Origin of the sequence: Aminobacter sp. MDW-2, assembly GCF_014250155.1 — a bacterium.
GTDB lineage: Bacteria > Pseudomonadota > Alphaproteobacteria > Rhizobiales > Rhizobiaceae > Aminobacter > Aminobacter ciceronei.
The window spans coordinates 288,475-314,831 of record NZ_CP060198.1; the positions used below are offsets into that span (position 1 = coordinate 288,475).

The 26,357-nt window shown below is 63.4% G+C and carries 27 protein-coding genes; 7 read left to right on the forward strand and 20 right to left on the reverse strand.

Annotation, left to right across the window (positions count from 1 at the left end):
- Positions 1-142 precede the first annotated feature (142 nt).
- Complete coding sequence (locus tag H5P29_RS30005) at positions 143-889, forward strand: IclR family transcriptional regulator (protein ID WP_067968094.1); 747 nt, start codon at positions 143-145, stop codon at positions 887-889.
- A 29-nt stretch (positions 890-918) separates the two neighbouring features.
- On the opposite strand, the gene dapA is transcribed toward H5P29_RS30005, so the two are convergent.
- The 11 genes from dapA to H5P29_RS30060 all read right to left on the reverse strand — a co-directional run bounded on the left by dapA (position 919) and on the right by H5P29_RS30060 (position 12,787).
- Positions 919-1,821, reverse strand: coding sequence for a 4-hydroxy-tetrahydrodipicolinate synthase (gene dapA, locus H5P29_RS30010; protein ID WP_067968092.1), 903 nt, complete (start codon positions 1,819-1,821; stop codon positions 919-921).
- A 68-nt stretch (positions 1,822-1,889) separates the two neighbouring features.
- Positions 1,890-2,186, reverse strand: a complete 297-nt coding sequence (locus tag H5P29_RS30015) for a muconolactone Delta-isomerase (RefSeq protein ID WP_067968089.1) — start codon at positions 2,184-2,186, stop codon at positions 1,890-1,892.
- Entirely contained in the window at positions 2,174-3,814 is a 1,641-nt protein-coding gene (locus H5P29_RS30020; RefSeq protein ID WP_281406721.1) for an NAD(P)/FAD-dependent oxidoreductase, read from the reverse strand. The genes H5P29_RS30015 and H5P29_RS30020 overlap by 13 nt, the downstream gene beginning before the upstream one ends.
- A gap of 4 nt (positions 3,815-3,818) precedes the next feature.
- Complete coding sequence (locus H5P29_RS30025) at positions 3,819-4,829, reverse strand: membrane dipeptidase (RefSeq protein WP_083948840.1); 1,011 nt, start codon at positions 4,827-4,829, stop codon at positions 3,819-3,821.
- A 26-nt stretch (positions 4,830-4,855) separates the two neighbouring features.
- On the reverse strand, positions 4,856-6,367 hold the full coding sequence (locus H5P29_RS30030; protein WP_154384365.1) for an aldehyde dehydrogenase family protein: 1,512 nt from the start codon (positions 6,365-6,367) through the stop codon (positions 4,856-4,858).
- Positions 6,367-7,401 (reverse strand): ABC transporter ATP-binding protein, encoded by a 1,035-nt coding sequence (locus H5P29_RS30035; protein ID WP_154384364.1) that lies wholly within the window; start codon positions 7,399-7,401, stop codon positions 6,367-6,369. The genes H5P29_RS30030 and H5P29_RS30035 overlap by 1 nt, the downstream gene beginning before the upstream one ends.
- The gene (locus H5P29_RS30040) at positions 7,398-8,462 is read right to left on the reverse strand and encodes an ABC transporter ATP-binding protein (protein ID WP_067968081.1); all 1,065 of its coding nucleotides are present in this window, start codon (positions 8,460-8,462) and stop codon (positions 7,398-7,400) included. Before H5P29_RS30040 ends, H5P29_RS30035 begins: the two co-directional genes overlap by 4 nt.
- Positions 8,463-8,466: 4 nt before the next feature.
- Positions 8,467-9,411 carry an ABC transporter permease gene (locus tag H5P29_RS30045; RefSeq protein WP_154384363.1) on the reverse strand — a complete coding sequence of 315 codons (945 nt, stop codon included), beginning with the start codon at positions 9,409-9,411 and terminating at the stop codon, positions 8,467-8,469.
- Between the two features lie 15 nt (positions 9,412-9,426).
- The gene (locus H5P29_RS30050; protein WP_154384362.1) at positions 9,427-10,308 is read right to left on the reverse strand and encodes an ABC transporter permease; all 882 of its coding nucleotides are present in this window, start codon (positions 10,306-10,308) and stop codon (positions 9,427-9,429) included.
- A gap of 22 nt (positions 10,309-10,330) precedes the next feature.
- Positions 10,331-11,053 carry an aspartate/glutamate racemase family protein gene (locus H5P29_RS30055; protein WP_067968075.1) on the reverse strand — a complete coding sequence of 241 codons (723 nt, stop codon included), beginning with the start codon at positions 11,051-11,053 and terminating at the stop codon, positions 10,331-10,333.
- Between the two features lie 135 nt (positions 11,054-11,188).
- Positions 11,189-12,787: an ABC transporter substrate-binding protein gene (locus H5P29_RS30060; RefSeq protein WP_154384361.1), complete on the reverse strand. Its 1,599-nt coding sequence runs from the start codon at positions 12,785-12,787 to the stop codon at positions 11,189-11,191.
- A gap of 203 nt (positions 12,788-12,990) precedes the next feature.
- On the opposite strand from H5P29_RS30060, the gene H5P29_RS30065 reads away from it, so the two are divergent.
- A complete protein-coding gene (locus tag H5P29_RS30065; RefSeq protein WP_083948838.1) occupies positions 12,991-13,956 on the forward strand; it encodes a LysR family transcriptional regulator in 966 nt (321 codons plus the stop codon).
- Between the two features lie 31 nt (positions 13,957-13,987).
- Here H5P29_RS30065 and H5P29_RS30070 read toward each other — a convergent pair whose 3' ends face one another.
- The 4 genes from H5P29_RS30070 to H5P29_RS30085 form a co-directional block, all read right to left on the reverse strand.
- Positions 13,988-14,677 carry an RraA family protein gene (locus H5P29_RS30070; protein WP_246340892.1) on the reverse strand — a complete coding sequence of 230 codons (690 nt, stop codon included), beginning with the start codon at positions 14,675-14,677 and terminating at the stop codon, positions 13,988-13,990.
- 54 nt (positions 14,678-14,731) lie between these two features.
- Positions 14,732-14,938, reverse strand: a complete 207-nt coding sequence (locus H5P29_RS30075; RefSeq protein WP_067968066.1) for a tautomerase family protein — start codon at positions 14,936-14,938, stop codon at positions 14,732-14,734.
- Positions 14,926-16,461, reverse strand: coding sequence for an FAD-dependent oxidoreductase (locus H5P29_RS30080; protein WP_154384360.1), 1,536 nt, complete (start codon positions 16,459-16,461; stop codon positions 14,926-14,928). Before H5P29_RS30080 ends, H5P29_RS30075 begins: the two co-directional genes overlap by 13 nt.
- Before the next feature lie 290 nt (positions 16,462-16,751).
- Positions 16,752-17,810, reverse strand: coding sequence for a GlxA family transcriptional regulator (locus tag H5P29_RS30085; protein WP_185910432.1), 1,059 nt, complete (start codon positions 17,808-17,810; stop codon positions 16,752-16,754).
- Between the two features lie 107 nt (positions 17,811-17,917).
- Here H5P29_RS30085 and H5P29_RS30090 point away from each other — a divergent pair, with 107 nt between their 5' ends.
- Both H5P29_RS30090 and H5P29_RS30095 read left to right on the forward strand, forming a co-directional pair.
- Complete coding sequence (locus tag H5P29_RS30090) at positions 17,918-18,151, forward strand: hypothetical protein (protein WP_067968060.1); 234 nt, start codon at positions 17,918-17,920, stop codon at positions 18,149-18,151.
- 119 nt (positions 18,152-18,270) lie between these two features.
- The gene (locus H5P29_RS30095) at positions 18,271-19,053 is read left to right on the forward strand and encodes a DeoR/GlpR family DNA-binding transcription regulator (protein ID WP_067968058.1); all 783 of its coding nucleotides are present in this window, start codon (positions 18,271-18,273) and stop codon (positions 19,051-19,053) included.
- A gap of 44 nt (positions 19,054-19,097) precedes the next feature.
- On the opposite strand, the gene H5P29_RS30100 is transcribed toward H5P29_RS30095, so the two are convergent.
- Complete coding sequence (locus H5P29_RS30100) at positions 19,098-19,757, reverse strand: dihydrofolate reductase family protein (protein ID WP_067968508.1); 660 nt, start codon at positions 19,755-19,757, stop codon at positions 19,098-19,100.
- A 218-nt stretch (positions 19,758-19,975) separates the two neighbouring features.
- Here H5P29_RS30100 and H5P29_RS30105 point away from each other — a divergent pair, with 218 nt between their 5' ends.
- Positions 19,976-22,453, forward strand: coding sequence for an FAD-dependent oxidoreductase (locus tag H5P29_RS30105; protein WP_154384358.1), 2,478 nt, complete (start codon positions 19,976-19,978; stop codon positions 22,451-22,453).
- A gap of 60 nt (positions 22,454-22,513) precedes the next feature.
- Here H5P29_RS30105 and H5P29_RS30110 read toward each other — a convergent pair whose 3' ends face one another.
- Entirely contained in the window at positions 22,514-22,843 is a 330-nt protein-coding gene (locus H5P29_RS30110; RefSeq protein ID WP_067968053.1) for a multidrug efflux SMR transporter, read from the reverse strand.
- A gap of 2 nt (positions 22,844-22,845) precedes the next feature.
- On the reverse strand, positions 22,846-23,472 hold the full coding sequence (gene gstA, locus H5P29_RS30115) for a glutathione transferase GstA (protein ID WP_154384357.1): 627 nt from the start codon (positions 23,470-23,472) through the stop codon (positions 22,846-22,848).
- Positions 23,473-23,609: 137 nt separating this feature from the next.
- On the opposite strand from gstA, the gene H5P29_RS30120 reads away from it, so the two are divergent.
- Positions 23,610-24,518 (forward strand): LysR family transcriptional regulator, encoded by a 909-nt coding sequence (locus H5P29_RS30120; protein ID WP_067968047.1) that lies wholly within the window; start codon positions 23,610-23,612, stop codon positions 24,516-24,518.
- Between the two features lie 114 nt (positions 24,519-24,632).
- Complete coding sequence (locus H5P29_RS30125) at positions 24,633-25,010, forward strand: YciI family protein (RefSeq protein ID WP_154384356.1); 378 nt, start codon at positions 24,633-24,635, stop codon at positions 25,008-25,010.
- A gap of 24 nt (positions 25,011-25,034) precedes the next feature.
- Here H5P29_RS30125 and H5P29_RS30130 read toward each other — a convergent pair whose 3' ends face one another.
- Together H5P29_RS30130 and H5P29_RS30135 are read right to left on the reverse strand one after the other, a co-directional pair.
- The gene (locus H5P29_RS30130; protein WP_185910433.1) at positions 25,035-25,202 is read right to left on the reverse strand and encodes a hypothetical protein; all 168 of its coding nucleotides are present in this window, start codon (positions 25,200-25,202) and stop codon (positions 25,035-25,037) included.
- Between the two features lie 194 nt (positions 25,203-25,396).
- Positions 25,397-26,299 carry a YeeE/YedE thiosulfate transporter family protein gene (locus tag H5P29_RS30135; RefSeq protein ID WP_154384355.1) on the reverse strand — a complete coding sequence of 301 codons (903 nt, stop codon included), beginning with the start codon at positions 26,297-26,299 and terminating at the stop codon, positions 25,397-25,399.
- Positions 26,300-26,357: the final 58 nt, after the last annotated feature.

Sequence of the window (26,357 nt, forward strand, 5' to 3'; positions counted from 1 at the left end):
TTTCCTCCCCTGTCAGCATGCCGGGCAACGATGCATTCGTCTTGTTCCGGCGAATTTAGAGTTTGCTTTCTGTGCCGTATTTCGGTACGATGTTCCAAATTACGGCATGATTGCTATTTCAGGCTTGGGAGGATGTCAAGGCATGAACAGCGTGAGAAAGGCTCTTGTGGTGCTGGAAACCGTTGCCGACCTGCAGCCGGTCGGGGTCAGCGAACTCGCCGTCCACCTCAAGCAGCCGAAATCATCGGTTCAGCGCGCGCTTGAAACGCTGCACGAGGCGGCTTGGATCCGGCCGGCCAGTGGAGAGCGCACACGATGGGAACTGACGTTCCGGGCCAGCCGCCTCGCCCGCAAGGCGGGCAACCATTTCGGCCTGCGCGAAGCGGCCTTGCCGGTGATGGAACAGCTTCGGCGCGAAACCGGCGAAACCATCCATCTCGCGGTTCTGGACGAATCCGAAATCGTGCTGATCGAGCGTCTGGAAAGCCCGCATGCGGTGCGCCATGTCGAACCGCTCGGCGGTCGCGCTCCGGTGCTGGTCACCGCAACCGGCAAGGCCATGCTGGCGCAGATGCCGGAAGCGGACATCGAACGGATCTATAGCGAAGCGGTCAAGGCAGACAGCCAGGCAAGTGCCGTGTCAGCCGCGTTGCCGCTTGGCGAGCTGCTCGTCGAACTGCGCGGCATCGCCTCGCGCGGCTACGCCACCACCGCGTCGTGGCGCGACGGCGTGTTTGCAACGGGCGCCGCCATCAGCGGGCCGGACCGGCGACCTATTGCTGCGATCAGCATCTCAACGCCGGCTGCCCGCGCCACCGCCGAAGCCCGCACCGCGCATGCCGAGCTTATCGTCGCCGCCGTCAGCCAGATCGCCGAGCATTTGAACTGATATGTGCGACAGCGCTCAGTCGTATCGGGTTATGCATTCTCGTAGGCACCGAGCAAATGTTCCACTTCCGATCGTAGCCGGGCTTGCAATTCAAATGCGGGCTGGACCAATGGAGCGAGCACCTCGGGGGCATCGACGCCGACCAGATCGAGCACCGACTTCAGTGGCCCGGGGTTGGTTTCGGCGAAAGCCAGGTTGATCAGGGGAATGAGCTTCCGGTGCAGCAGTAGTGCCTCTTGGGTCCGGCCTTGGGACACGAGATCGAACATCCGCCGCCAGGTTCGCGGCAGAAGGCTTGCGGTCACGACGATACCGCCATTCGCCCCGGCCGCGACATGCAAGGGAAACAGGCTGTCCTCGCCACTGAGAACGGCGAACTCTTTGTCGACACCGGCGACCACGCGCAAGAAATGATACATGTCGGTGTTGCACACCTTCATGCCGATGATGCGCTCATGCCGCGACAGCAGATGCGTCACCTCGGGGTCCAGCGCGATGCGGGTGCGGTAGGGAATCTCATATAGCAGGATCGGCAGCGGGGATTCATCCGCGAAACGCAGGAAGTAGTCGCATAGGCCTGCCTGAGTCGGATTGGTGTAATAAGGCGTCACAACCAGAAGCGCATCGACGCCGGCGGAGGCAAAGTCGTACGCTGCCGCAAGAGCATCGTGATAGCCGGGGTCGAGCACTCCGGCGATGACAGGCACCCTGCCCGCAACGCACTCGGCGCAGGCCGATGCAATGCGAATGCGCGCCGCGCGCGACAAGGCCCCGTACTCCCCGGTTCCGCCGAGGGGCAACAGGCCGTCGACGCCTCCGGCCAGCAGATGGCCGACAAGCTTTGCAGCGGCCTGTTCGTCCACGCTCCCGTCCGCTCGTACCGGCGTCGGAATGGCTGGCAGGATGCCTTTCAATCGGGAGGCGTTGAGCACGAAGTGAGCCTTGGACGAGAGTCAAATGCCTGGGGGCGAACCCGCCTACTCAAGGGCGACGCGGCAGCTTAGGCGGCGATGTAGGGTGCTGGATCCACGGCGTGGCGGGCCAGCGGATGCACGTTCACCTGGATCATCCAGGGGAATGCCGGCAGTCCGGAGATGATGTCGTGCAGCTCGGTGGCATCCTTGGCCCGCCACAAGCCCCAGTTCTCGAACCGCGCCGGCACGCGCCACATCCGCACGAGGTGGCCTTGCTTGATCAGCTCGGCGGCGTGCGCCCGTTCATCGACGATAATCCGGTCCCTGAGCTCGGGCTCCATGTTCTCGGACCATTTGAGCGTGATATTGACTAGGAATTCCATGTAGCGTCCCTGACGTGTCTGTGGGTGGCGTTGGCGATGTCGGCAAGCACGGCCGCGGCCGTATTGTGGCCGGGAATGCCGGTTACGTAGCCGCCGGGCCAGGTGCCCGAGGCACTGAGATAGAGGCCTTCCAGCGGCGTTCGGTAATCATTGGCCGCGACATGAGGGCGGGCGCCGAACAGGTTGTTGGGCAGCATGTCGCCGTGTGTGATGTTGGCGCCGACGAGACCCAGTTCGTGCTCAAGATCGACCGGGCTCAGGAAATGATGGCCGATGATCCGATCCTGAATATCTGGCATCAGCCTGCCCAGCACGTCGATGCAGCGGCGGCCGAAGACTTCCTTTTCGGTGTCCCAACTGCCCTGTCGCAGATCATGCGGCGCATGCCATACATTTACGCTCATGATGTGTTTTCCGGCCGGTGCGAGGCCCGGCGACGAAACTGTCGGCATCAGCCCCCACATGATCGGCTCGTCGGACGGCACGCCGCGCAGCCCGTCGAGTACCGCGTCCTCGATATGGGCAAGCGACGAGGCGATGCGGAACTGCGTGCCGGCAACCTGCGCCGAGTTCATCCCATCCGGCAGGCCGCGATAGCGAGGTAAACCGTCCAGCGCGAGGAACATCTTGAAGGCGGAGCCGCGCATTGGCACCGCCGCAACCTCGCGCCGCATCTCGGCACCGACGGCATCGTCATCCAGCATGTCGGCAAACAGCGTCCGCGGATTGATTGCCGAGATGATCCGTCGCGCGCGGAACTCCCGCCCCGAACTTGTCACGACGCCGACCGCACGACCATGCTCGTGCAGCACGGAGGCGACCCGCATGTTGGTGTGAACCTCGCCCCCATGCGCAAGCAGCACGCTTTGGAGAGCGTCTATGATAGCGCCCATGCCGCCGATCGGCAGGCCGGTAGACCCGCGCAACGCGGTCCGCCTCGGATCGTTGGCCTCTAGCACCGGTGAAGAGGCAAGCGAGATCGGCCGCATCATCAGCCCGATCGCAGTGCCCGGCGCAGATGGCGGCGTCAATGTGGCGTTGAGCGCTACCATGCCGAGCAGCGCTTTGGCCTGCTCGGAACGGAGATTTTCATCAAGCAGTTCAAGCAGGCTGCCGAGGAACACCTGCTCGAACAGACGCTCGTGTGCTTTCGGGACATGACGCGCCACCTCTGCCAGGCTGCGCGACGGCTCGAACACCGAAACCCCGAGATGGCGCCCGAGCTCTTCGAGGCGTGACAGCAGGCTGTTGTAGCGAGCAGCCTCGCCCGGAGCAAAAGCGTCGAGCTGGGTGGCGACCGCCTCGCGGTCGCGCCAGCCGATGAAGCAACCTTCCGGAAACACATGGACGACATTCGGGTCGGTGCGATGAAAGCGCAGTCCGTGGCCTTCCAGGTCGAGATCACGGAGAATGCGTGGCTCGAAGGATCCGGGCGAATTGGTGATCGCGCTGCGATAGCCGGGCAGGAACTCGATGGCGCCACATGGACCGCCAAGAATGTGCCTTGCCTCAAGCACCGCGACCTTCAGGCCGGCCTTCGCCAGATAGCCGGCAGCGACGAGGCCATTGTGGCCTCCACCAACAACGATGACGTCCAGACCGGCGCCCGAATCCTTCGAAACCATCATGTCCTCACTGCAGCGGCGAGAAGCTCTCGCGGAAGAGGCGTACCCAGTTGCCTCCAGCGATCTTCGCGACCTCCTCTGACGAAAAGCCGCGCTTCTCCAGCGCCTCAATCAAGGCCGGGAAATCGACCGGCGACTTGAACCAGTCCGGCCAGCTCGAGAACCCCTTGATCGGAACAGCACTTTCACGGGCCCAGCGGCCGGCGCGCCACCACTTGATCTCGCTGACCGGCCAGCCGTCATAGAAATCGGTACCGATGCCGACGGCGTCGACGCCGATGGTTTCGACAGTCCAGGCGACCATCTCGGTGAAGGTTTCGAGCGTGCAGTTCGAGCCGTCACGCATGATCTTCGGATACATCGACAGGCCGAGCACGCCGTTACGCTCGGCAAGACGCTTGATCAGCTCGGTCGACTTGTTGCGACGGTTGAGCTCGATGTCAGTGCCGACGAAGGCCGAGGGATTGGCATGGGTAATGGCGATCGGGCGCGAGGAGTATTCGATCGCATCGCGCGACGAACGTTCGGTGCAGTGCGACACGTCGATCAGCATGCCGAGGCGATTCATCTCGGCAATGACGTTTCGGCCGAAGAACTGCGAGACGCCGTTTTCGTCCGGCTCCCAGCAACCCGAGGCGATACGGTTCTGCACGTTGTAGGTCAGCTGGGCGATGCGCACACCGAGCTTGTGGAAAATCTCGATCAACTCGATGTCGTCTTCGAAGGGCGAGGTGTCCTGGAAGCCGTAGACGATGGCCGTGCGACCCGATGCGGCAATGGCCTCGATTTCGTCAGCGGTCGTCGCGAGGGCGATCAGGTCGGCGTTGTTTTCGAGCAGTCGGTTCCACTCGCCGATGGCCGAAAGTGTCTCGCGCGCAGATTCCCAGATCGCCAGCGTCACATGCACGCAGCCGACGCGGCCCTTTTGCCACTCCAGAAAGCGTGCGCGCTCCGGCTTGTTGAATTGCAAGGCGTCGACGATGATAGGGGCTCGAAGCCGCGCGCTCTGATGGTCCATTTTGCTGTCCTTTCAGTGACGTTGTTCTAGTAGGCGAAGGGGTCGAGCGCGGCTGCGTAGTCGGTGACGACCGATTTGATCTGCGTGAATTCATCAAGGGCTTCGGGCCCGTTCTCCCGGCCAAGCCCTGACTGCTTGTAGCCGCCGAACGGGATCTTGACGTCGATGGCACGGTAGGTGTTGACCCAAACCGTCCCAGCCTTGAGCTTGCGGCTGACCCGTCTGGCGCGGCGCATGTCGGTGGTCCAGAAGCCTGCTGCGAGACCAAACTCGCTGCTATTGGCGAGTGCCACCGCTTCCTCTTCCGTCTTGAAGGTCTGGACGGTGACCACGGGGCCGAACACCTCCTCGCGCACGACCCGCATGTCTGGTGTCACGTCAACGATGACAGTCGGCGCATACCAGCAGCCGTTCGCCAAGTCGCCCGGCATCTCGGGCGACTTGCCACCGACAAGCACGCGTCCGCCTTCGGCCACAGCACCGCTGACAAACCCTGCGATCCGAGCGAGATGCCGTGCCGAGGCAACAGGCCCCACATGTGTGTCCGCCACCTTGGGATCGCCGATGCGCAGGCGCCCGATCGAGGCCTTGTAGCGCTCGAGGAACTCGTCGGCGATCGAGGCGTGTAGCAGCAGACGGGAGCCGGCGACGCAGGTCTGCCCTGTTGCCGAGAAAGCGCCTTGGGTTGCGGCAACGACGGCCGAACCTATGTCGGCGTCCTCGAACACGATATGGGCCGACTTGCCGCCAGCTTCGCAGACGAACTGTTTCATCGCGCCGACAACCTTGCCACCCAACTGCCGCGCGGCTGCCGTACTGCCGGTGAAGGTGACCATTGCCGTCTCATGATGCAGGGCCAGCGCTTCGCCGATCGCGGCATCGCCGATCACGACGTTGACGACGCCCTTTGGAAAGCCCGCCTCGATGGCCAGCGCGGCGAGACGTATGCTTGATGCCGGCGCTTCTGCCGGTGGCTTGAGAACAACGACATTGCCTGCCGCAAGTGCCGGCGCCAGCTTCCACGAACCCAGCGATAGCGCCCCGTTGAACGGCGTGATCGCGACGACTATTCCCAGCGGCTCGCGTTCGATGCGAGCCTCGACGCTGCGGCCGATCTCCCGAACCAGCCCGTCATGCGTCTCCGCGAGGCTGGCGTAATAATGATACCAGCGCGACGTCGCGCGCATCTCGCCAAAGGTCGCCCGGTGCGGCTTGCCATTGGCCAGGCTTTCAAGGCTGCCGAGCTCTTCGGCATGGGCGGCGACGAGGTCACCCAGCCGGCGCAGCATCACGGCCCGTTCAGCACCGGTGAGGTCCGCCCAGCGGCCCGAATCCCGTGCCACGACTGCACTCGCCATGGCAGCATCGGCAGCGGCTGGATCGAGCTGCGCGTGAGCCCAAATCCGGCCTGTGGCCGGATCGACGAGTGGCAGTGAAGTAGCGGCCGCCGACAACGAATTGCCATCGACGAAGGAGGCGTAAAAGACCGGCATGGCCGAAGCTGCCTGTTCGGTATGAGTTGTTGTCCTGGTGTCCATCACGCGGTCACTCCTGCGATGCCGGCGCCAAGCGCGCGGCGGACTGTCATGCTCTGCATGTGATGGCAGGCAGCGAGATGCCCGTGTTCCACTTCACGCAGCAGTGGTTCGGTTCTGCGGCACTCTTCGGTCGCGAACTGGCACGACTTGTGGAAGCGGCAGCCACTCGGCGGCGCGATCGGGTTTGGCGGTTCGGCGCGGATTTCGACACGCGCCCGGTTGCGCTCGACACGCGGGTTGGGAACCGGCACCGCCGACAGCAGCGCATGGGTGTAGGGATGATGCGGCGCCGCAAACAGGCGATCTCGTCCCGCCACTTCCATGACCTTGCCGCCATAGAGGACGACGACCTGGTTCGACACGTGGCGGACGACGCTGAGATCGTGGGTGATGAACAGGTAGGTCAGGTTGCGCTTCTTCTGCAAGTCCATCAGCAGGTTCAGGATCTGCCCCTGGATGCTGACATCGAGCGCCGACACCACCTCATCGAGCACGATGAACTCCGGCTGCACGGCCAGCGCACGGGCAATCGCCACGCGTTGCCGCTGCCCGCCCGACAGTTCGAGCGGATAGCGCGCGGCGAGTTCCGGCCTCAGGCCAACGCTGTCGAGCAACTCGCGGACGACCGTGCCGCAGTCCGCCTTGGACGCGATGCGATGGTAGACAAGAGCCTCCCGCAAGGTCGCGCCGATTGTCATGCGCGGGTTGAGGCTGGCGTAGGGATCCTGGAACACCAGTTGCCCGACGCGTGGCAATGCGCCTCGTTCCGCCTTGAGCGCCGCCAGGTCGCGGCCAAAGATGCTTACCGAGCCGCTGGTTGCCGGTGCCAGTCCGAGCAGCGCCCGCCCGGTTGTGGACTTGCCGCTGCCGCTTTCACCGACAAGGCCAACCGTCGAGCCGGCAGGGATTTCGAACGACACGCCATCGACGGCGCGGATCGCGCCCGTCGGCCGTCGCAGGAAGCCGCCACGGATCGGAAATTGGACGCGGAGGTCTTCGACCCTGATGGCCGGCTTGGTGACGAGACTTTTCATGAAAGCGCCCCCGATGCCGAGACGCCGCGTGCTTCAGGCGTTGCGGTCCTGGCCCATGGATCGACAGAGCAGCGGATGAGATGTCCAGCACCCGCGTCCTTGGCCTCGAGTGCAGGCAGTTGCTCGCGGCAAAGCGGCTGCACAAGGCGGCAACGCGGATGGAAAGCGCAGCCCGCCGGCGCGCGACGAGGATCCGGCGGCAACCCGGCAATCGGTGTCAGACGCTTGTCGGCCGGCTCGTCGAGCTTGGGAATCGCCTCGAGCAACGCACGCGTGTAGGGATGGCGCGGTTCGCTGAAGATCGCGTCCGTCGACCCGGCCTCCACGACACGCCCCGCATACATCACCGCCACCTGGTCGGCGACGCCGGCAACGACGCCGAGATCATGGGTGATGATGACAAGTGCCATGCCAAGGTCGCGACGCAGCCGGTCGATCAGGCGCAGGATCTGGGCTTGGATGGTGACATCGAGTGCTGTGGTCGGCTCGTCGGCAATCAGCACCTTCGGGTTGCCGCTGATCGCCGTTGCGATCAGCACGCGCTGGCGCATGCCACCCGACAGTTCGTGCGGATAGGCGCCGAGCCGCGCTGCCGCACCCGGAATGCCGACGAGGTCGAGCAGCTCGATGCAGCGCTCGCGCGCGGCCGCCCGGCTCATACCGTCATAATGGATCATCGGCTCGGCCATCTGGGTGCCGATTGTCATCGACGGATTGAGTGCCGACAGCGCATCCTGGGAAATCAGCGCCATGCCCTTGCCGCGTAGGCCGCGGAGTTGGCGTGCCGACAGCCTGGCCAAGTCCTGGCCCTCGAATGTCACCTTGCCGGCGCTGATGCGGCCGCTCGACGGCAACAGGCCAAGCACCGCCAGCATAGTCTGGCTCTTGCCGCAACCGGATTCGCCGACGATGCCGAGCGCTTCGCCGCGGCCGACGGCAAAGGAGACGTCGTTGACGACATGGATCGGGCGGGATGCGCTGCCGTAGCTGACGCGCAGGTCGCTGACCTCCAGCACCGGCGCCGGGCGTAGTGCATCCATGGGCGTTGAAATGGCGTTCATCGGATCAAGCCAGTTTGATCTTGGGGTTGAAGTAGGCGTACAGGATGTCGATCGTGAAATTGATCAGCACGAAGGCGACGGCGAGCAGGAGAATGCCGCCCTGGATCAGCGGGATGTCCCGCGTCGAGATCGCCTGGTACATGGCAAGTCCGATTCCCGGCCACGAGAACACGGTCTCAGTCATGACCGCCCCGCTGAGCAGGAAGCCCATCTGCATTCCGATGACCGTGATGACGGCCGGCATGGCGTTGGGCAGGGCGTGGAAGAAGACGATGCGCCATTCGCCGATGCCACGGCTGCGGGCAGTGCGGACATAGTCGCTGCCAATGACGTCGAGCAGTGACGACCTCGTCATGCGGGCAATGGCGGCGAGAGACCAGGCCGCAAGCGTCAGCGTCGGCAGCAGCATATGCGCAAGCAGATTGACTAGACCGCCGTCACCGGAGGTCATGCCGCTGACGGGCAGCAACCGAAGCTGGAGACCGAAGGCCAGGATCAGCAGCAGGCCAAGCCAGAAGGACGGCATGCTGTTGAGAAACAGCACGACGACAGTCAGCGCGCGATCGCGCAGCGATCCGGGCTTGAGGGCCGCGAACGTGCCTGCGGCAACGCCGAGCACCGAGGCAAGCACGATTGCCGCAAAGGCAAGCAATGCCGTATTCATCATGCGCGAGGCAAGCACCTCGGAAACCGGCTTGGAGAAGGTCAACGACTGGCCGAAATCACCCTGCACCAGGTTCTGCAAGTAGAGCAGGTATTGGCCGACCGCAGAGCGATCGAGACCCAGCGCCTGGCGCAATTGCGCCCTCGCCTCCTCCGATGCACCCGGCCCAAGCAAAATGTCAGTCGGGTCACCGGGAATGATCTGCGACAGCAGGAACGTTGCCAACGTGACACCGAATATCACGGGGATCGTCTGCAAGGCGCGACGTGCGATAAAGGACAGCATCTCGGTTTCCTAAGCTCAGTCGCGGTCGCGCTTCATGCGCGGATCGAGCAGGTCTCTTGCGGCGTCGCCCAGAAGGTTGAAGCCGATGGCAAGCAAGGCGATGGCAATGCCCGGGATTGTGGCGACGTGGGCGGCAGTGGCGAGCGCCATGCGGCCGCCGCCAAGCATCTGTCCCCAGTCGGGCGTCGGCGGCTGAGGGCCGAGGCCAAGGAAGCTCAGGCTTGCTGCCAGAATGACGTTTCGCCCGGTCTGTAGCGTGCCATAGATCAGCACCGGAGCGAGTACGTTTGGCAGTACGTGGCGCAGGGCAATCCGGAGATGGCCATAGCCAAGCGCTGTCGCCGCCTCGACATAGAGCTCTTCCTTGACGCCAAGGACGACGCCGCGAACGATCCTGCCGAAGGCCGGGATGGTGACGACGATCATCGCGATGATCATCGAGGACAGGCCAGGCCCGAGCGCGGCACTGATGCCCAGCGCCAGCAAAATGCCTGGGAAGGCGAACATCACGTCGAAGATGCGCATGACGATGCTGTCCCAGACACCGCCGGCATAACCGGCGAACAGCCCGACCGCACCACCGATGACCAACGCAATGACTGTGGGGACGACAGCGACCAGCAATGCCAGCCTCGCGCCGTAGATCAGCCGGCTCAATATGTCGCGGCCGAGCTCGTCGGTGCCAAGGAGGTATCCTGGCGAGAGCGGGGGAAGATAGCGCGCAATCGGATTGGCGCGGAACGCGTCATGCGGCGCAATGAGGTCGGCGAACACGGCCACGAACACCATGACACCCAGTATGGCCAGGCCTGTCACCAGCGTCCCGTTCCGGAACAGCCGGCCGAAGCCTGCCGAGCGCGTGGTGTCCTCGCCTGCAGTTGCTGCTGCCTCTGACATCGCTATCCTCCCCAAGCGCTGTCTAGGCGACGGACCAGAGCTTCCCGAGATTGGGAATCTGGTCGCGAAGGCCGAGATAACGCAGCGCACGCCACAGCGTCGCCTGGTTGCTGGAGATCACCGGCACGCCGGTGTCCATCTCAAGATAGTGGATCATCTCGAAGGTACGGTAGGTACCGCAGGAAATCAGGATCGCGTCGGCGTCGCCGGCTTCCTTGAACACTTGCCGGCCGAGGCGGTAGGCGCTGTCGGAATCGTGGAGGCTAGCCTCGAACGGATCGGTGATCTGGAGACCGCCCATGGCACGGACCTGAAAGCCCTGTGCTTCCATATAGCTCGTCATCGCCGCGTTGACCTCGTCGGAATAGATGGTTCCAACGGCGACCTTGCGGGCATTGACCGCCTTGAGGGCGTCCATCATCGATGCCATCATGGTGATTGCCGGAATACCAGTTTCCTTCTCGATCTCTGCGACGACCTGTTCGTCATGACCGGGGCCACGCAAGAAGGTGCCGGGTGCGCCGCACTGCACGATCAGGTCGACCTTTGCGGTCGCAAGCTGGCGCGATGCCTCCAGAACCTGGCTCATCATCACCCGCAACCCGGCGTCATCGACGCGTGGGACGATGGTGCGGGCATCGGCGAAGGCGACACCGACAGGTGCAACCGAGCGCCACTCTTCGGCCCCTTCAATGGACGTCGCGGGACGCATCTGGCCAATCCTGGCTCGCCAACCTAACATCATGTGAAAACTCTCCCTTTGGTAATTCAATGTGCCGAAATCGAAGCGCGACCCTGGAACGGGTTCGTGATGATGTCCGGGTCGCGCCCCGACAGATGGGTTCGAGCCCCGCCCTTGGTGGTCGGGGCAGAGATGGGCTCAGTCGACCGAGACCTGCGAGAAGTCGATGTAGACCGACGATGCAGGCTCGATACCCTTGATGTTGCTGCGGATGACCCGCGGCAAACGATCCTGGTAGAGGAACACGTAAGGGGCATCCTCCGCTACCTTTGCGGCGGCATCGACGTAGAGGCCGGCACGCTTGGTCTCGTCGCGCTCGCTGCGGGCGGCAGCCAGCTTGGCGTCGACGTCGTCGTTCTTGTACCAGCCACGATTGACGCCCTTGGGCGGCTGCTGCGAACTGGCAAACAAGCGCTCGAAGACATAGGCGCTACCCGCACCGGTGACCCAGCCATTGTAGGAACCGTGCACGTCGTTGGCGTAACCCGGCCGCTCGGTCGAGATCATTGTCGTAAATTCGAGCAGCTGCGGCTGGAGGTCGACGCCGACGGCGGCCAGATCCTGCTGGACGAGCGCCATCAATTGCGGCGACAGCCCGAAGCCCGGTCCGTTGTTTGGGGCCAGCACCTTGAGCGTGACGGGCTGCTTGACGCCAATCTCGGCCAGCAGTGCCTTCGCCTTTTCCGGGTCGTAATTGTATTCCTTGACGGTGCCTGCCGCCAACGCGGTTATCTCGTTGCCGGTCGGCACCGGCCCGCCACGCGGCACAGCCTGACCACCGAACAACGCGGCGATGAAGTCGCGATTGACGGCGTAGTTCAAGGCCTGGCGAAAGCGCACGTCCTTGGTGTGCTCGGCGTTCATGTTCAGACGGATGAAATAGAAGTTCGCTGCGTCGGTATACTGCACCTTGAGATCGGCCTCGGCCGAAAGCTGCGTCACCTGCTCGGCGCTGGCGCTCGGGATGACGTCGACGACACCGGTCTGCATGGCGATGGCGAGTGCCGTCGGATCGGTCACCGCCTTGAAGACGAGCTTGTCGACCTTCGGTACACCTCGCCAATAGGCATCATTCCTGTCCAGTGTCAGGACCTGGCCCTGGTCCAGCGTACCCAACTTGAACGGGCCGGTGCCGACCGGATTGAAGCCGAGCTCGTCACCCTTGTATTTTGCCATCGCGGCAGGCGAGATGATCGACATGCTGCGATCGCTGAGCAGGCGCGGCAGCCCGGAAAACGGCTCTTTCAGAACCAGGGCGAAAGTCTCGCCGTCGACCACCTTGGTGCTGGCGATCCAGCGCGTCAGGAACGCCATGGTGCTGGAAGCGCGCTCGTCGAAAACAGGCGATTCCTTGTTCAGAAGCCTGTCAAAATTGGCCTGCACGGCCTGCGCGTCGAACGGCGTGCCATCGTGGAACGTCACGCCCTTGCGCAGCTTGAGGGTATAGGTCAGGCCATCTTCGGAAACGCTCCAGGACTCGGCCAAGCCGGACGCGATATCAGGCACGCCGGCGCCGCCCTTGGACAGGTCTTCCCGGATCAGCGTATCAAAAATCGCGCCCGCAATCCGAAGCCCGACACTGCCGGTGGTGCGCTGCGGGTCTAGCGGCGGCAGCGCAGCCTCCGATCCGACGGTAACCGTTGCTGCAAAGGCCGGCGCCTGGGCCGACACCATCGCTGCACCCAGCGCGATCAGCGCAATGCCTGCCGCATGCGCCTTGTTCTTCAAACGAAACATGTTGTTCCTCCCCAATTCCATCTCGGTCTCACCAGCTCGATTGTTCTTGTCGTTGTTAGCGCAGGCGCGGCCTCCTTCCGACCGATCCAAGCGTCTTTGCCTGCAAGTCCAAGGCCACTATCAAACAGGGCGATTGGATATTCAAATCTGAAAAACTCGTCTATTGATTAGCAATACTTATTTATCAGGATGGACGAATCAGCATGGCCAGCCCGCCTCGAAATTCCCCCATCTACACAGTCAGCATTCGGCACATCCGCTCTTTCTTGAGCGTCTGCAGGTACAAGAGCTTCACTCGCGCCGCAGTCGACCTGCATGTCTCGCAACCGGCTCTGACCATGGCGATACGACAGCTCGAAGACATGGTCGGCGCGAGCCTGTTCGACCGGACGACCCGCAATGTGACGCTGACTCCAGAGGCGAGCGATTTCCTGCCCATCGCCGAGAAGATCGTCGGCGACTTCGACATAGCCATCCAGGATATCCGGGCGACGGCGCACCAGCGCCGCCAGCGTGTTGCCATCGCCTCGGTCTACTCCATCGCCACCAAAGTGCTGCCGGACATTGTCAAGGATATGGCCGACCGCAATCCAGACATTCATGTGCGTGTGCGTGACGGCAACTCGTCTGATGTCCGCCGCAGGGTGCGCCAGAATGAGGTCGACTTCGGTGTCGGCAGCAAGGAACGCGAGGACGCGGAGCTCGAATTCACACCGCTGTTTCGCGACCAGCTCGGGCTTCTGGCACGTTACGACCATCCCCTGGCGCAAACAGGGGCCCCGGTGCGATGGGCAGACCTCGCTGGATGGGATTTCATCGGCTTGACCATCGATACGGCAACCGCGCCGCTGCTCGAACAGATACCCGAGCTGCCCGAGACGATCCGGCTGCCGCGCTACGAGGTTTCCAACAATTCAACGTTGTGGGCGATGATCGAAACGGGATTAGGCATTACGACAACTCCTGCCCTGTCCGCCCCGAAAGCCGACAGCCCCCTGCGCTTCTGCCAGCTTGTCGAGCCAACGGTCTGGCGCGACGTCAGCATCATCAAGCGCCGCGGCAGAATCTTGCCGCCGGCGTCAATCGAGATCATCCGAATGATCAAGACAGCGCTACGCGCAGCCGCAAAGGACCATATCATCGAACCGGCAAATGAGGGCACGGCTTAACGCCGTCAAGCCTCGGACGTGAGTGCCTTGTCTATTCGAAGCGGCAAGCCGTGCATGCCAGTTCCGCGTCGACCCAGGAACGATCGTTCGTTCCCGCCAATATTTTCGCCATGACCGCATCCTCATCGGCCTTCTTTGCCGCTGCCAAGGCATGGATGGCGATGGCGTCACGATGCGGTACTGCGAGGATGCCGTCATCGTCGCCGATGACGAGATCGCCCGGACAAACGACCATGCCGTCGATGGAAACCTCGACGTTGATCTCGCCCGGGCCGTTGCGATAGGGCCCGCGGTGTGTCACGCCTGCCGCATGGATGGGAAAGCTGGCCTCGCCAATCGCCTTGCTGTCGCGGATGGCGCCATTGATGATGATGCCGGTGACACCCCGGTTTGCTGCATGAGCTGCCATCATCTCGCCGATGATGGCGTTGGTCAGGTCGCCGCCGGCGTCGACGACCAGCACGTCACCCGGCTCGGCAAGATCGATGGCCTTGTGCACCATGAGGTTGTCGCCCGGTCGCGTCTTCACGGTCAGCGCCGGACCGGCGAAGCCGCCGCCGGCATGCATGGGCCTGATGCCGCTGCCGCCGGCTGCCATGCGCGACATGCAATCGCTGACGATTGCCACCGGAAGCTTCCGGAACAACGCAACCGTTGCGTCATCCACCTTGTGCCGGCGCTGCAGCACCCTGAACCCCCAACCACGCATCTCTTCGGTCATTCTTTCCCCCTCAAGAAAAACGCCGGCCACTGCCGGCGCTTTCTGTTCTTCCGATTATGGCCCCTTCGACGCCGCGGCAGGCTCGTCCTTCAGAAACCCGCCCACCGCGCAGTCCTCGCGCTGCATCTCCCAGAAGGTGATATAGACGGACTGGGGCCCCGTTCCGAGCGTGTTAACCAAGGCCTCGGTCACCGCCTTGGCGGCGGCAGCCTTCTGATCACGCGTGCGGCCGGGAAAGAGTTCTATTCTTACGAAGGGCATGCTGTACTCCTGCTGATTTCAGATGGTTCGGAGGGGGCCGACCCGAGGTCGCGTCGGTAGTATTCGTCCAGTTCGGCACGAAATGCGGCTATGGCCTGGTCTGTGCGTGCCGGATCCCAGCCATTGCTGCGGCCGAGCGCATCGGCAGTGGCCTGAAGCATTTGCGCGTCGAAATGGGTTGTCCACGCTTCCCCACCACGACGGAAAACCACGTCAGCGATGGTTCTGGCATGTTCCACGGCAAATCTTGGGGCGTCGGCAGCGCCACGTTTCGGATCAAGCAGGTCGAGGCGCTCACCTTTAGCCGGGCGAGATGCCTTGAAGCGCCTGGCAACCAGCCTCCGTAAGGATTGGGCGGTCTGACGCGAGGTCGCGACTGTTCCGCCTGTCACCGAAACAAGCCCGGGCAGGCCGTCGGCCGCGTGGTCATGAATGACTCGCCCGGGCGAACCCCTGCTGCCCGGCCGGACACCCGCAATGGCATAGCGCACATCGGCCCTGCCCAGGCCCGCGCCGGGCAACAGCGCATTCGTACGCGCGAGCAGATTCTCAATTTCGTCTTCAGTCGCTACGGCATCCGAGGGATCGCCGGTGAATTTGCTGTTGGTTGCACCGATCAGGTGCAGCCCCTGGCTAGGGATGCAGACAAATGCCCCCTTGTCTGTCGCCGCCACCAAACCGTGGTCCTGGAAGCGTTCGGGCAGCGCAACGGCGATCTGCACACCCTTGCTCGCCGCGATACGCTGGGGGGCGGTCGAAGATGCCGTTTGCGTGACTTTGTCGATCCAGGGTCCGGCAAGATTGAGAACGAACCGGACTGCAACAGTTGCCTTGGTGCCGTCAATCTCGTCGCGCAGGGCCACTGTCCAGCCACCGTCTGAAGACTGGAACATGGTTTCGACGGCGGTGTAGTTGCGAACGCAGGCGCCCAGTTGTTCCGCCGCCATCGCCTGGTCGACGCAGATGCGTTCCGGCCAGTCGAAAACATAATCACAAAAGGTCACGGCACCGGTGAAGTCTTGGCGCTGGCGCAGCCAATCGGCAAACGGCAGGTCCGCGAGTTCATGGGCCTTCAGCCGCCTGTAATCGAGCGGGAAGCCACCCGTTCCGAGCAGTGACAGCAGCACCGCCGCCATGTCTATCTGCCACCCGCCGACGCTGCCGCGAAAGAGTGGCATGGCGATAGTCACCGGCCGTACCCGCGCAGGCATCACCGAAGCGAAATCGGCACGTGCGGCAAGCTGTTCGCGGGCACTCTTCAACAGCTTCAGCCGGTCCGGCAACTGGGTCAGATGCTGCCACAAGGACTTGCCAGCAGCGCCTTCGAGCGATCGGAAGCCACAGTGCAGCATGCGGCTAGAGCGACTGGTGGTGCCGCTGCCAAAATCCGACTTGTCAACGAGCAAGACCAGATAGCCGGCCCTCGCCAACGCTTCCGCCGTTGCCGAACCATTGGCACCGGCACCGACGATGAGGACATCGAAGCTCCGCCCTTCGAGCAGTTCGACAGATGGTTCGCTCATGGTCCGCCAACTTTCCAGCGCCGGTCGCTTGTTTCGAACACGTCAGAGGCATGCTGGCAGCGCTCGCGTCAGCGAGATTGAGAATTTTCAGGTGATGAAAACTGGTCGTGGGAAACATGCGCTACCCACAGGTTGTCTTGCCGCCAACCGCACGCCCCTCATGCAGTGAAAGAGTCTTAGCAATGCTGGGGATTGATCGACAAATAGCAATTTCTGGATTATTTATCAGGAACCCTGATTAATCTGATTGTCGCGGACCAGAAGATCGGTCGAGGCTTGGATCGGGACGGCTAGGCTGCCGCCGCCCGCAGTTTGCTCGGCAGGACCTTGAAGTGATCGCGAAAACTTTTCGAGAAATGCGATGACGAAACGAAGCCGCAGGCAACCGCGACGTCCATGATCGGCATCGCCGTCAGCTCGATCAGCTGGCGCGCCTTGGCAAGCCGCAGGCCGAGATAATGCTGCCACGGCGTTGTCGCGAGATGGCGTTCGAACAGCCGTTCGATCTGGCGGCGCGACAGCGAAACCCGCTCCGAGATCTCCTCGAGCGACAGCGGCTCTTCGATGTACTTTTCCATAAGCTGGATGATGCGCAACAGCTTCTTGCCGGTGTTGCCGTAGCGCAGGCCGGGTGGCACCGACTGGCAGGCCGCGCCATCACGCCAGCGGTCGGCTGTGACGTGTTGGCAGATGCTGCGCGCCAGCTCGGTGCCGCAGCGCTCCTGCACGATGTCGATGGCGAGGTCGAAGGCCGCCAACTCACCGGCGCAGGTGATGATCTGGCCATCACGCACGAACAGCGCATCGTCGATGGCGAGGTCGTAAAAGGTCTCGGACAGCGCCGCCATCTTGCCCCAGTGGATGGTGCATCTGATGTCGCCCAGCAGTCCGGCATCGGCCAGCAGCCAGGTTGCGGTGCCCAAGGCATAGATCGGGATTTGGGCGCGGCCGACACGGCGCAGGCAGGCGCGCAGTTCCTGCGAGCCGCGCCGTTCCACACCTTCCCCGGCGCAGATCGCCAATGCCGCCTGCGGCTCGAACGGCAGCGCCCTGGCCGCCTCGGCGAAGCTGCCGGAAACCTCAACCGAAATGCCGCTGGCGCTCGCCACCGAGCGGCCGTCGAGGCTGACGAGCTTCCAGCGGAACAGCTCGGCACCGGCGAGGGAATTCGCGAGCCGCAACGGTTCGACCAGTGACGACAGGCAGAGCTGGGAAAAGCCCTGCAAGAGCAGGATGGAGAACGCGGAAGATGCCTGCGCCACCTGGGATCGCGGCACCGGACGCTGGAAACCCACGCCCGGCCAGCGGGCTGCCACATCGAAGTCCGTGTGCTTGCTTGGCGCGTTCATGTGGCCCTCCCGGCGCATGCGGCAAGGCAGGAGTTCGACTTTTCCCAGACCAAAACCGTCGATGCACAAATTGGCGCAAAATAGCACAAAATGCAACATTGCGATTCTTGGCAGCGTCACTCCAGGCAGTCCTGGTTCACTGCCCGACAGCTGCCACGGGCGCAGTCACGCTCAACAGCCAGTCACGGAAAGCCGTCACCTTCGGTGACCTGGCTTTCTGCGGCGTGGCAAGGAACCAGTGGATTCTCAAGGGTGAGGAGGTGGACCTCAAGGAAATCGAGGTCAAGGCCTTCGGCCGCCGCAGCCGGGCGACGGTCGTCGAGCGCTGCGCCCACGACTAGCCAGAGCGCCGCGCGTCCGAAGAGACATATGCGGCGTTCTGATGTGGCGCCACACTCCACATGCCACACATTGCAACATCTGCTTGCCATAACAGGAGCAATGCCGCCACATAGAGTGCATGTCCGACTCGCAGAACCACAGGGCGCTCGCGCCGCGCCGCCACGATGAGATCCTGAGGCGGCTGGCCACCGACGGATCGGTCGGCATCACCGAGCTCGCCGCCTTCTTCGACGTGTCGCGCGAGACCATCAGGCGCGACATGAAGTTCCTGGCCGAGCGCGGCCAGCTCGACCTCGTCCATGGCGGCGCAACCCTGTTCGAGGCGACCGAGCCGGCCCTGACCCTGCGCAGTCAGGAGAATGCCGGCGGCAAGGCGGCAATCGGCAGGGCTGCCGCAGCGCTGGTCGAGGACGGCATGGTGGTGTTCCTCGATTCCGGCACGACCACGCTCGCCGTGGCCCATGCGCTGACAGGCAAACAGAACCTGACCATCTGCACCACCAGCCTGACGATCGCTTTGCACATGTGCCGCCAGCCGCATGTGCGCGTGCACATGCTGGGCGGCGAGATCGACCCGTCGGAGGAGGCTGCCGTCGGCGTCGACGCGCTCGAAGCCATCGGCCGCTTCCGCATCGACGTCGCCTTTCTCGGTGGGGGCGCGTTGTCGCCCGACGGCGAGATCACCGACTTCACCCGCAACGGCGCCGAACAGCGCTCGCGCATGGCAGCCACCGCGGCCCGCGCCTATTTCGTGCTCGACAGCTCCAAGTTTGGCCGGCTGACGCCGCTGCGCATCCAGCGCTTCGAACTCGCCGCCGGCGTCATCGTCGACGCTCCTCCGCCCGCAGCGATGATCGAGGCGCTGGAGCGCAAGGGGCCGAAGGTGATCGTCGGGGAATAGATGGCGAAGCGCGGCGCCACGTCGCTCCGCCTTTTGCGTGAACGTCAAGTCAGCTTCCGCCGCCGCTCCAGTTCCGCCTCGGTCGGCGTCTCGAACTCGAACGAACCGGTGACGATGTCGCCGTCGCGGACATATTTGTTGACGGTCACGCCGGTGCCGGAAACCTTGGACGACACCAGTTTCAGCTTCGACGGCAGCGCCGCGTCGCCGAACAGGCGCTTGCCCTTGCCGAGCACCAGCGGAAAGATCGAGACGTTGAGCTCGTCGACGAGGTCGCTGGCGAGCAGGGTCTTGAGGAAATCAGTCGAACCCTGGGTGAGGAGGTCGGGCCCGTCTTCGGCCTTCAGCTTGCGCACGGCAGCTACCGCATCCGGGCCGAGCGAATGACTGTTCTGCCAGCCGAGCTTCAGCTCGGGGTTGCGTGTCGCCACATATTTGTTGATGCGGTCGAACAGCGGGCCGATCGGGTCGTCGGCGTCGACATAAGGCCAGTGCGCGGCGAAGATGTCCCAGGTCTTGCGCCCGAGCAGAAGGTCGAAGGGCCTGGCGAACATCCCACCCACCGCCTCGGTCATGGTCTCGTCGAAATAGGGCGCGGCCCAGCCGCCAAATGTGAAGCCGCCGATCGGATCCTCGTCCGGTCCCCCCGGCGCCTGCATGATGCCGTCGAGGCTCATGAATGCACCCACCACGATCTTTCTCATGTCATTCTCCTTCATCGCCCCTGCCGGCTTTACGTCTTCAAGACGTTCGGCGGCGGCGCGTTCCGACAGCGCCGCGAAAATTTCTGCCAGCCGCGCCACGCAGCCGCAAGGTCGCCATCAGGCGCGTGATCCAATGTGGCTATTTGTTGCATTTTGTGTTGCATTTTGTTGCGATCAAGATATGGTGACAAGCATCACCTTTGGGAGGTTCTTCCATCATGGCGCAGCAATTCCCGACGCAGGCACGCGTCGTCATCATCGGCGGTGGCATCATCGGCTGCTCGGTCGCCTATCACCTGACAAAACTCGGCTGGACCGATGTCGTGCTGCTCGAGCAGGGCCAGCTGAGTGGCGGTACCACCTGGCACGCCGCCGGCCTCGTCGGGCAACTGCGCAGCCACGCCAACATGACCAGCCTGATCAAATACTCGACCCAGCTCTACAGCGAACTCGAGGCCGAGACCGGGCTTGCGACGGGCTGGAAAAACTGCGGTTCGCTGTCGGTGGCACGCAGCGCCGACCGCATGACCGTGCTGAAGCGCACCGCCGCCTCGGCCCGCGCGCAGGGCGTTGACATCGAGGTGATTTCGGCCAGGGAAGCGCAAGAGAAATGGCCGGTGATGGCCATCGACGATCTGGTCGGCGCGGTCTGGCTGCCGGGCGACGGCAAGGCCAACCCGACCGACCTGACCCAGTCGCTGGCCAAGGGCGCGCGCAACCGCGGCGCGCGGGTCATCGAGCGTGTCCGCGTCACCGGCATCCAGACCAAAGACGGCCGGGCGACAGGTGTTTCCACCGACAAGGGAGACATCGCAGCCGAAATCGTGGTCAACTGCGCCGGACAGTGGGCGCGCAAGGTTGGCGCGATGTGCGGCGTGACCGTACCGCTGCATTCGGCAGAGCACATGTACATCGTCACTGGCAAGATCGAGGGTGTGCATCCAGACCTGCCGGTGCTGCGTGACCCCGACGGCTACATCTATTTCAAGGAAGAGGTCGGCGGCCTGGTCATGGGCGGCTTCGAACCCGAGGCCAAGCCGTGGGGCATGAAGGGCATCCCCGACGATTTCGAGTTCGCGCTTCTGCCCGACGACTGGGACCAGTTCGAGATCCTGATGCAGAACGCGCTTGTCCGCGTGCCGCAGCTGGAAACCTCAGAGGTCAAGAAATTCTACAACGGGCCCGAAAGCTTCACCGCCGACAACAACTTCATCCTCGGCGAGGCACCGGAACTGAAGAATTTCTACGTTGGCGCCGGTTTCAATTCGATGGGCATCGCCAGTGCCGGCGGCGCCGGCCGGGCGCTGGCCGAGTGGATCGTCAATGGTGCAGCGACCATGGACCTTTGGCCGGTCGATATCAGGCGCTTTGCCGGCTTCAACAACAATCCGCGCTGGCTGCACGACCGCGTCAAGGAAACGCTCGGCCTGCACTACGCCATGCCCTGGCCGAACCGAGAGCTCGACACCGCCCGTCCCTTCCGCCGCTCCGCGCTGTACGACCGACTCGCCGCGAAGGGCGCCTGCTTCGGCTCCAAGATGGGCTGGGAGCGCGCCAACTGGTTCGCCGACCAAGGTGAGAAGCCCGAGACGCAATACGCCTTCGGCAAGCAGAACTGGCATGAGGCGGTGAAGCGCGAGATGAAGGCCACCCGCGAGGCATCAGGCATTTTCGACCAGACCTCGTTTGCCAAGATTTTGCTGCAGGGCCGCGACGCAGCGCGAGTGCTCAACCGCATCTGCGCAGCCGATATCGACGTCGAGATCGGTCGCTCGATCTATACCGGCCTGCTCAACGAGCGCGGCGGCTATGAGAGCGATCTTACCGTGATGCGTCTCGGCCGCGACAAGTTCTTGCTCGTCACCGGCTCGGCCCAGGCGGTGCACGATGCCGACTGGATTTCAAAGAACGTCCCCGAGGACGCGCATGTAACGCTGACCGACGTCACCTCGTCTTATGCCGTGCTGGCGCTGATGGGACCACGCTCGCGCGACATCCTGACCAAGCTGACTTCGGCCGATCTTTCCAATACCGGCTTCCCCTTTGCCACCATCCGCGAGATCGACATCGGCTATGCCACCGCCTACGCCAACCGCATGACCTATGTCGGCGAGCTTGGCTGGGAGCTGATCGTGCCGACCGAATTCGCCATCGGCGTCTATGAGGCGCTGCACGAAGCGGGCCGCGTGCATGGCCTTGCCGACTGCGGCTACTATGCGCTGGAAGCGCTGCGTATCGAGAAGGGCTTCCGCGCCTGGAGCCGCGAGCTGACGCCCGATATCACCCCGTACGAGGCCGGCCTCGCCTTCGCCGTGTCGATGGACAAGCCTGACGGCTTCATCGGCAAGGAGGCGCTGGTCGCCGCCAAGGCCAAGGGCAAGCTCACCCGCCGCATCGTACAATTCACGGTGGACGATGCGGCACCCATGCTCTGGGGCGGTGAACTGATCCTGCGCGACGGCAAACCAGTCGGCGAAGTGCGCTCGGCTGCTTACGGCCACACGCTCGGCCGCTCGGTGGCGCTCGGCCTGTTGCACAACGAGGCCGGCATCGACAAGGACTTCATCGAAAGCGGCCGCTTCGAGATCGACCTTGCCGGTGAACGCTACACGGCAACGGCTCATCTCAAGGCGCCCTACGATCCCAAATCCGAGCGCGTGAAGGCCGACAGCACGGAACTGCACGAAGCTGCCTGATCATTCCCAGACCCCTCCCCCGACTGCCCCTCCCGCCGCGGGAGGGGCTTTTCTTTTGCGTCAGGCTTCCGCCAGCTTCAGCATGGCGATGCCGGCAAGCACGACAATGACGCCACCCAGCTTCAACGGCCCAAGCGTCTCGCCGAACAACACGACGCCCATAATGACCGTGCCGGCTGCGCCAAGACCGGTCCACACCGCATAGGCGGTGCCGACGGGCAGGACCTGAATTACCTTGCCAAGCAGATAGACGAAGGCTGCCAGCAGAAGCACCGAGACCACCGTCCAACCGGGCCGAGTGTAGCCTTCGGCATGTTTCATCGACACCGCCCAGGCAACGTCGAGCACGCCCGCCACCACCAGAAGCGCCCAGGCAAGTCCCTGGCCCATGGTCAGGCCGCGAGCTTCATGCCTTCGGCCCGCATCGCGTCGCGCACCTTGGGCCGCGCGCCGACACGATCCATGTAGGCGCGCAGTTGCGGGAACGCGGAGAGGTCGACCTTGGCATAGGCGGACCAGCCGACAATGGTGAAGAGATAGGCGTCAGCGGCGGTGAAGGTCTCGCCCATCAGATAGAGGCCGCTGCGCTCCAGATGGCGTTCGACATAAGCCAGACGTTCGGTGATCTTGCCGCGCGCCACCTCCTGCGCCTGAACGCCATATTCGGGGTGGAACAGCCACGGGCTGTACATCTTGTGCAGTTCGGTGGCTACGAAGTTGAGCCAAGACTGCAACTGGTAACGCTCGCGCGTGCCGGCCGCCGGTGCCAGCCCGATTTCCGGCTTAAGATCGGCAAGATACTGCACGATCGCTGCCCCCTCGGTGAGGAGCGAGCCGTCGTCGAGTTCGAGCACCGGCACATAGGCGTTCGGGTTCACCGTGGTGAAGTCATTTCCGGCGCCGGTGACATGCGGCTTCCTGAAGATGTCGACGCGCTCGATGTCGAGTGGAATGCCGGCCTCCAGCGCCACGATGTGTGGCGAGAGCGAGCAGGTCCCGGTGGCATAGTAGAGTTTCATGGTCTGTCCTCTTGGGTTCTGACCTGACGGTCGTTGCTTCAGGGGACAATCTAGAGCTTGCGATCTGGCAACGCTCATTGGCATTTTGCCAACCACGCTTGCATGACTGCAAAGATACGAAGTGCTAGAACATCTGCATGGAAGACTGGAATGAACTCAGGCTGGTGCTCGCCGTGGCCCGTGCTGGCAGCCTCACCTCAGCCGCAGCATTGCTCGGCATCGACCACTCGACGGTGTTTCGCAGGCTCAACGGGCTCGAACAGAAGCTGGCGGTGCGGGTGTTCGAGCGCCTGCCCGGCGGCATCTACCAACTGACACCGGCAGGCGAGCGCATGGCGGCGGCTGCCGAGCGCATGGAGGACGAGGCGCTGGCGCTGGCACGCGACATCGCTGGCGCCGATGGCCGCCTGTCCGGGCGGCTGCGCGTCACCTCGTCGGAAACGCTCGCCTACTCCAGGCTGACCAAGCATCTGGCCGGGTTCCGCGCCGTGCATCCCGGCATCGTTGTCGAACTGGCCATCGAGAACCGTGTTCTCAGCCTGTCGCGTCGCGAGGCCGACGTGGCGCTCAGGCCGATCCGGCCCAGGGAAGGCGACCTCTGGGGCCGCAAGCTTGCCGGCGTCGCCTGGACCTTCTTTGCCTCGCCGGCTTATCTCGACGCCCATGATGGCGCGATCCGCGACACAGCAGCGCTCGGACCGCATGCCCTTGTCGGCTGGGAGGAGACGGCGGGTGGCATCACGGCCGCAGACTGGCTGGACCGCAACGTTCCGGCCGAACGTTTCGTCTACCGCACCAACAGCCTGGTCAACCAGTCGGTGGCGGCCCGGGCCGGCATCGGCCTGGCACTCCTGCCTTGTTATCTCGGCGACGGCGAGCCGGGGTTGGTGCGCGCGCTGGCCCGGCCGATCGAAGAACTCGCCGGCGAACTCTGGATCGTCACCCATCAGGACCTCAAGGGCACGGCGCGTGTCCGTGCCTTCTTCGACGTCGTCGGCGAGGGATTGGCTCGCGAGCGCGAGCTTTTCGAAGGCATACGCATGTGATCGGCTGCCGTCCTGCCAAGACGGCGACCGGGCAGCTTTTGACACTTGCAGTCAGCGCCAAACAATGGCTCGCTTGTCCGCAATCGGAAGGTGCGGAAGAAGAGAGGAACAACCATGCTGTATGCCATCCTGGCCTATCACGCCGAGGGCGTTGTCGAATCCTGGACCGAGGAAGAAGACGCCGCACTTATGGAGGAACTGCTTGAGGTCAATGATCGTCTCGTCGGCGAAAAGCATCTGGGACCGGCAGCGCGCCTCGGGCCGACCGAAAGCGCGGTCACGCTTCGGGGAAAGGGACTGGGACTGGTCACCGACGGTCCGTTCGCCGAGACGAAGGAGCAGCTCCTCGGTTTCTACGTGGTGGACTATCCCAGCATGGACGGCGCGGTGGCCGCGGCACGCGAGCTGCGTTCCGCCAACCCGACCGCGGTTTACGAAATACGGCCGATCTTGCTCTATGTTCCCGGCGCTGCGATCGCCGTCGACGGCTAGCAGGCATTCTCCTCCGGTTCCGCCTCAGGCCTGCGCTGTCAGGCATTCGGTGATCGTCTGACGTCCGGCTCCAGCCATGGTCTGCAGGGCACGGCGCACACCCGGCGTCTGCATGTCTCCCGCGCCAAGGACCCGGGCAACGAGGCATGCGCTCAGGGCCAAAAGCTGGACGAAGGTTGATGCCGTTTTCATAGCCATCGCCAGTCAATAGCGACCTGCCCGAAGCCCGGAGGCTTCGGCACATGGTTGGGTTGCTTGGGTCTGCGAATGTTCGGATGGCGGCCGATTGCCGATCTGATCCGAAGTCAGATAATTCCTAACATGAAATCTTGTTTCACACCAGAGAAAATTTTTACAAAGTGTTGAACCCGGGAACCGCCAGATCGCTAAGACCATGCCCGGGCCGGTGAGCCAATCGTCCGAACAAGAACTGCAACCGATATGGCAAACAGCAGATAGGCAAGCGCCGCCTCCTGGGCGCCTATGGGTAGCCCCACCAACAGCAGCGTGTCGTTGCCACCAGGGATAAGCACTGCCCCGCTTCCCATCAGCGTCCCTCCGACGAGGCGGCGAAGCGCGCCGCGGAGGCTTGGCCATTTGATCCTGGTGCGGCCTCTCTCCAACCAGCGACTGCCAACGCTGCCGGCAAACATTGCCACGGTAATGGCTATGGATGCCAATGGAAGCGATTGAGCATGCGACAGCGCGATGGACCAGCCAGGTTTGAGCAAGACGATCGTGGCGTAGGCCACGCCAATGGTCAGCATGGCGCATGTCATCTTGAGATATGCCGTGACGTTGTTTCGCTGGATCACAAAACGGAGGAGGGCAAAACCGACCAGCATCGACAGGGTGACTGGCGCGGCAACCTGAAGAGACATTGACGACGTCATCACTGCGGGCAACAGATTTGCAAGGCTTGCTACAGTCGAGACCGCATACATGCCAAGGAATGTGAAGCCGAACTGGGTATCGCCATTGCCAAGATGGCCGACGCTGCCGAAAGCGCAGGCGCCGTTCACGAAAGCCCCGACGCCGAAGATCACGCCGCCGGTTGCGGTGTAGGCCAACGCCGACCAATGCGCCTGCGGTCCGGACGTCATTTGCCAGGCCGCGTAGATGAGCGCGCCCCAGAGCGTGCACTCGAAGAATGCCACGAAGCGCGCCGGCTTGCGCTCCTGCAGGAGCTCAGTCATCGCGATCACTGCGCAGGTCGAGCTTCTGTTGAGGACAAAGCCGAGCGAAAAGGCCAGCGAGAGCAGCAGGAGCGAGAGGACGATGATCTCCAAGACGGGCAGGCCTCCCAGGCTGGTGGGCAAGACAGCCTAGCACAGGTCGCTAGCGATG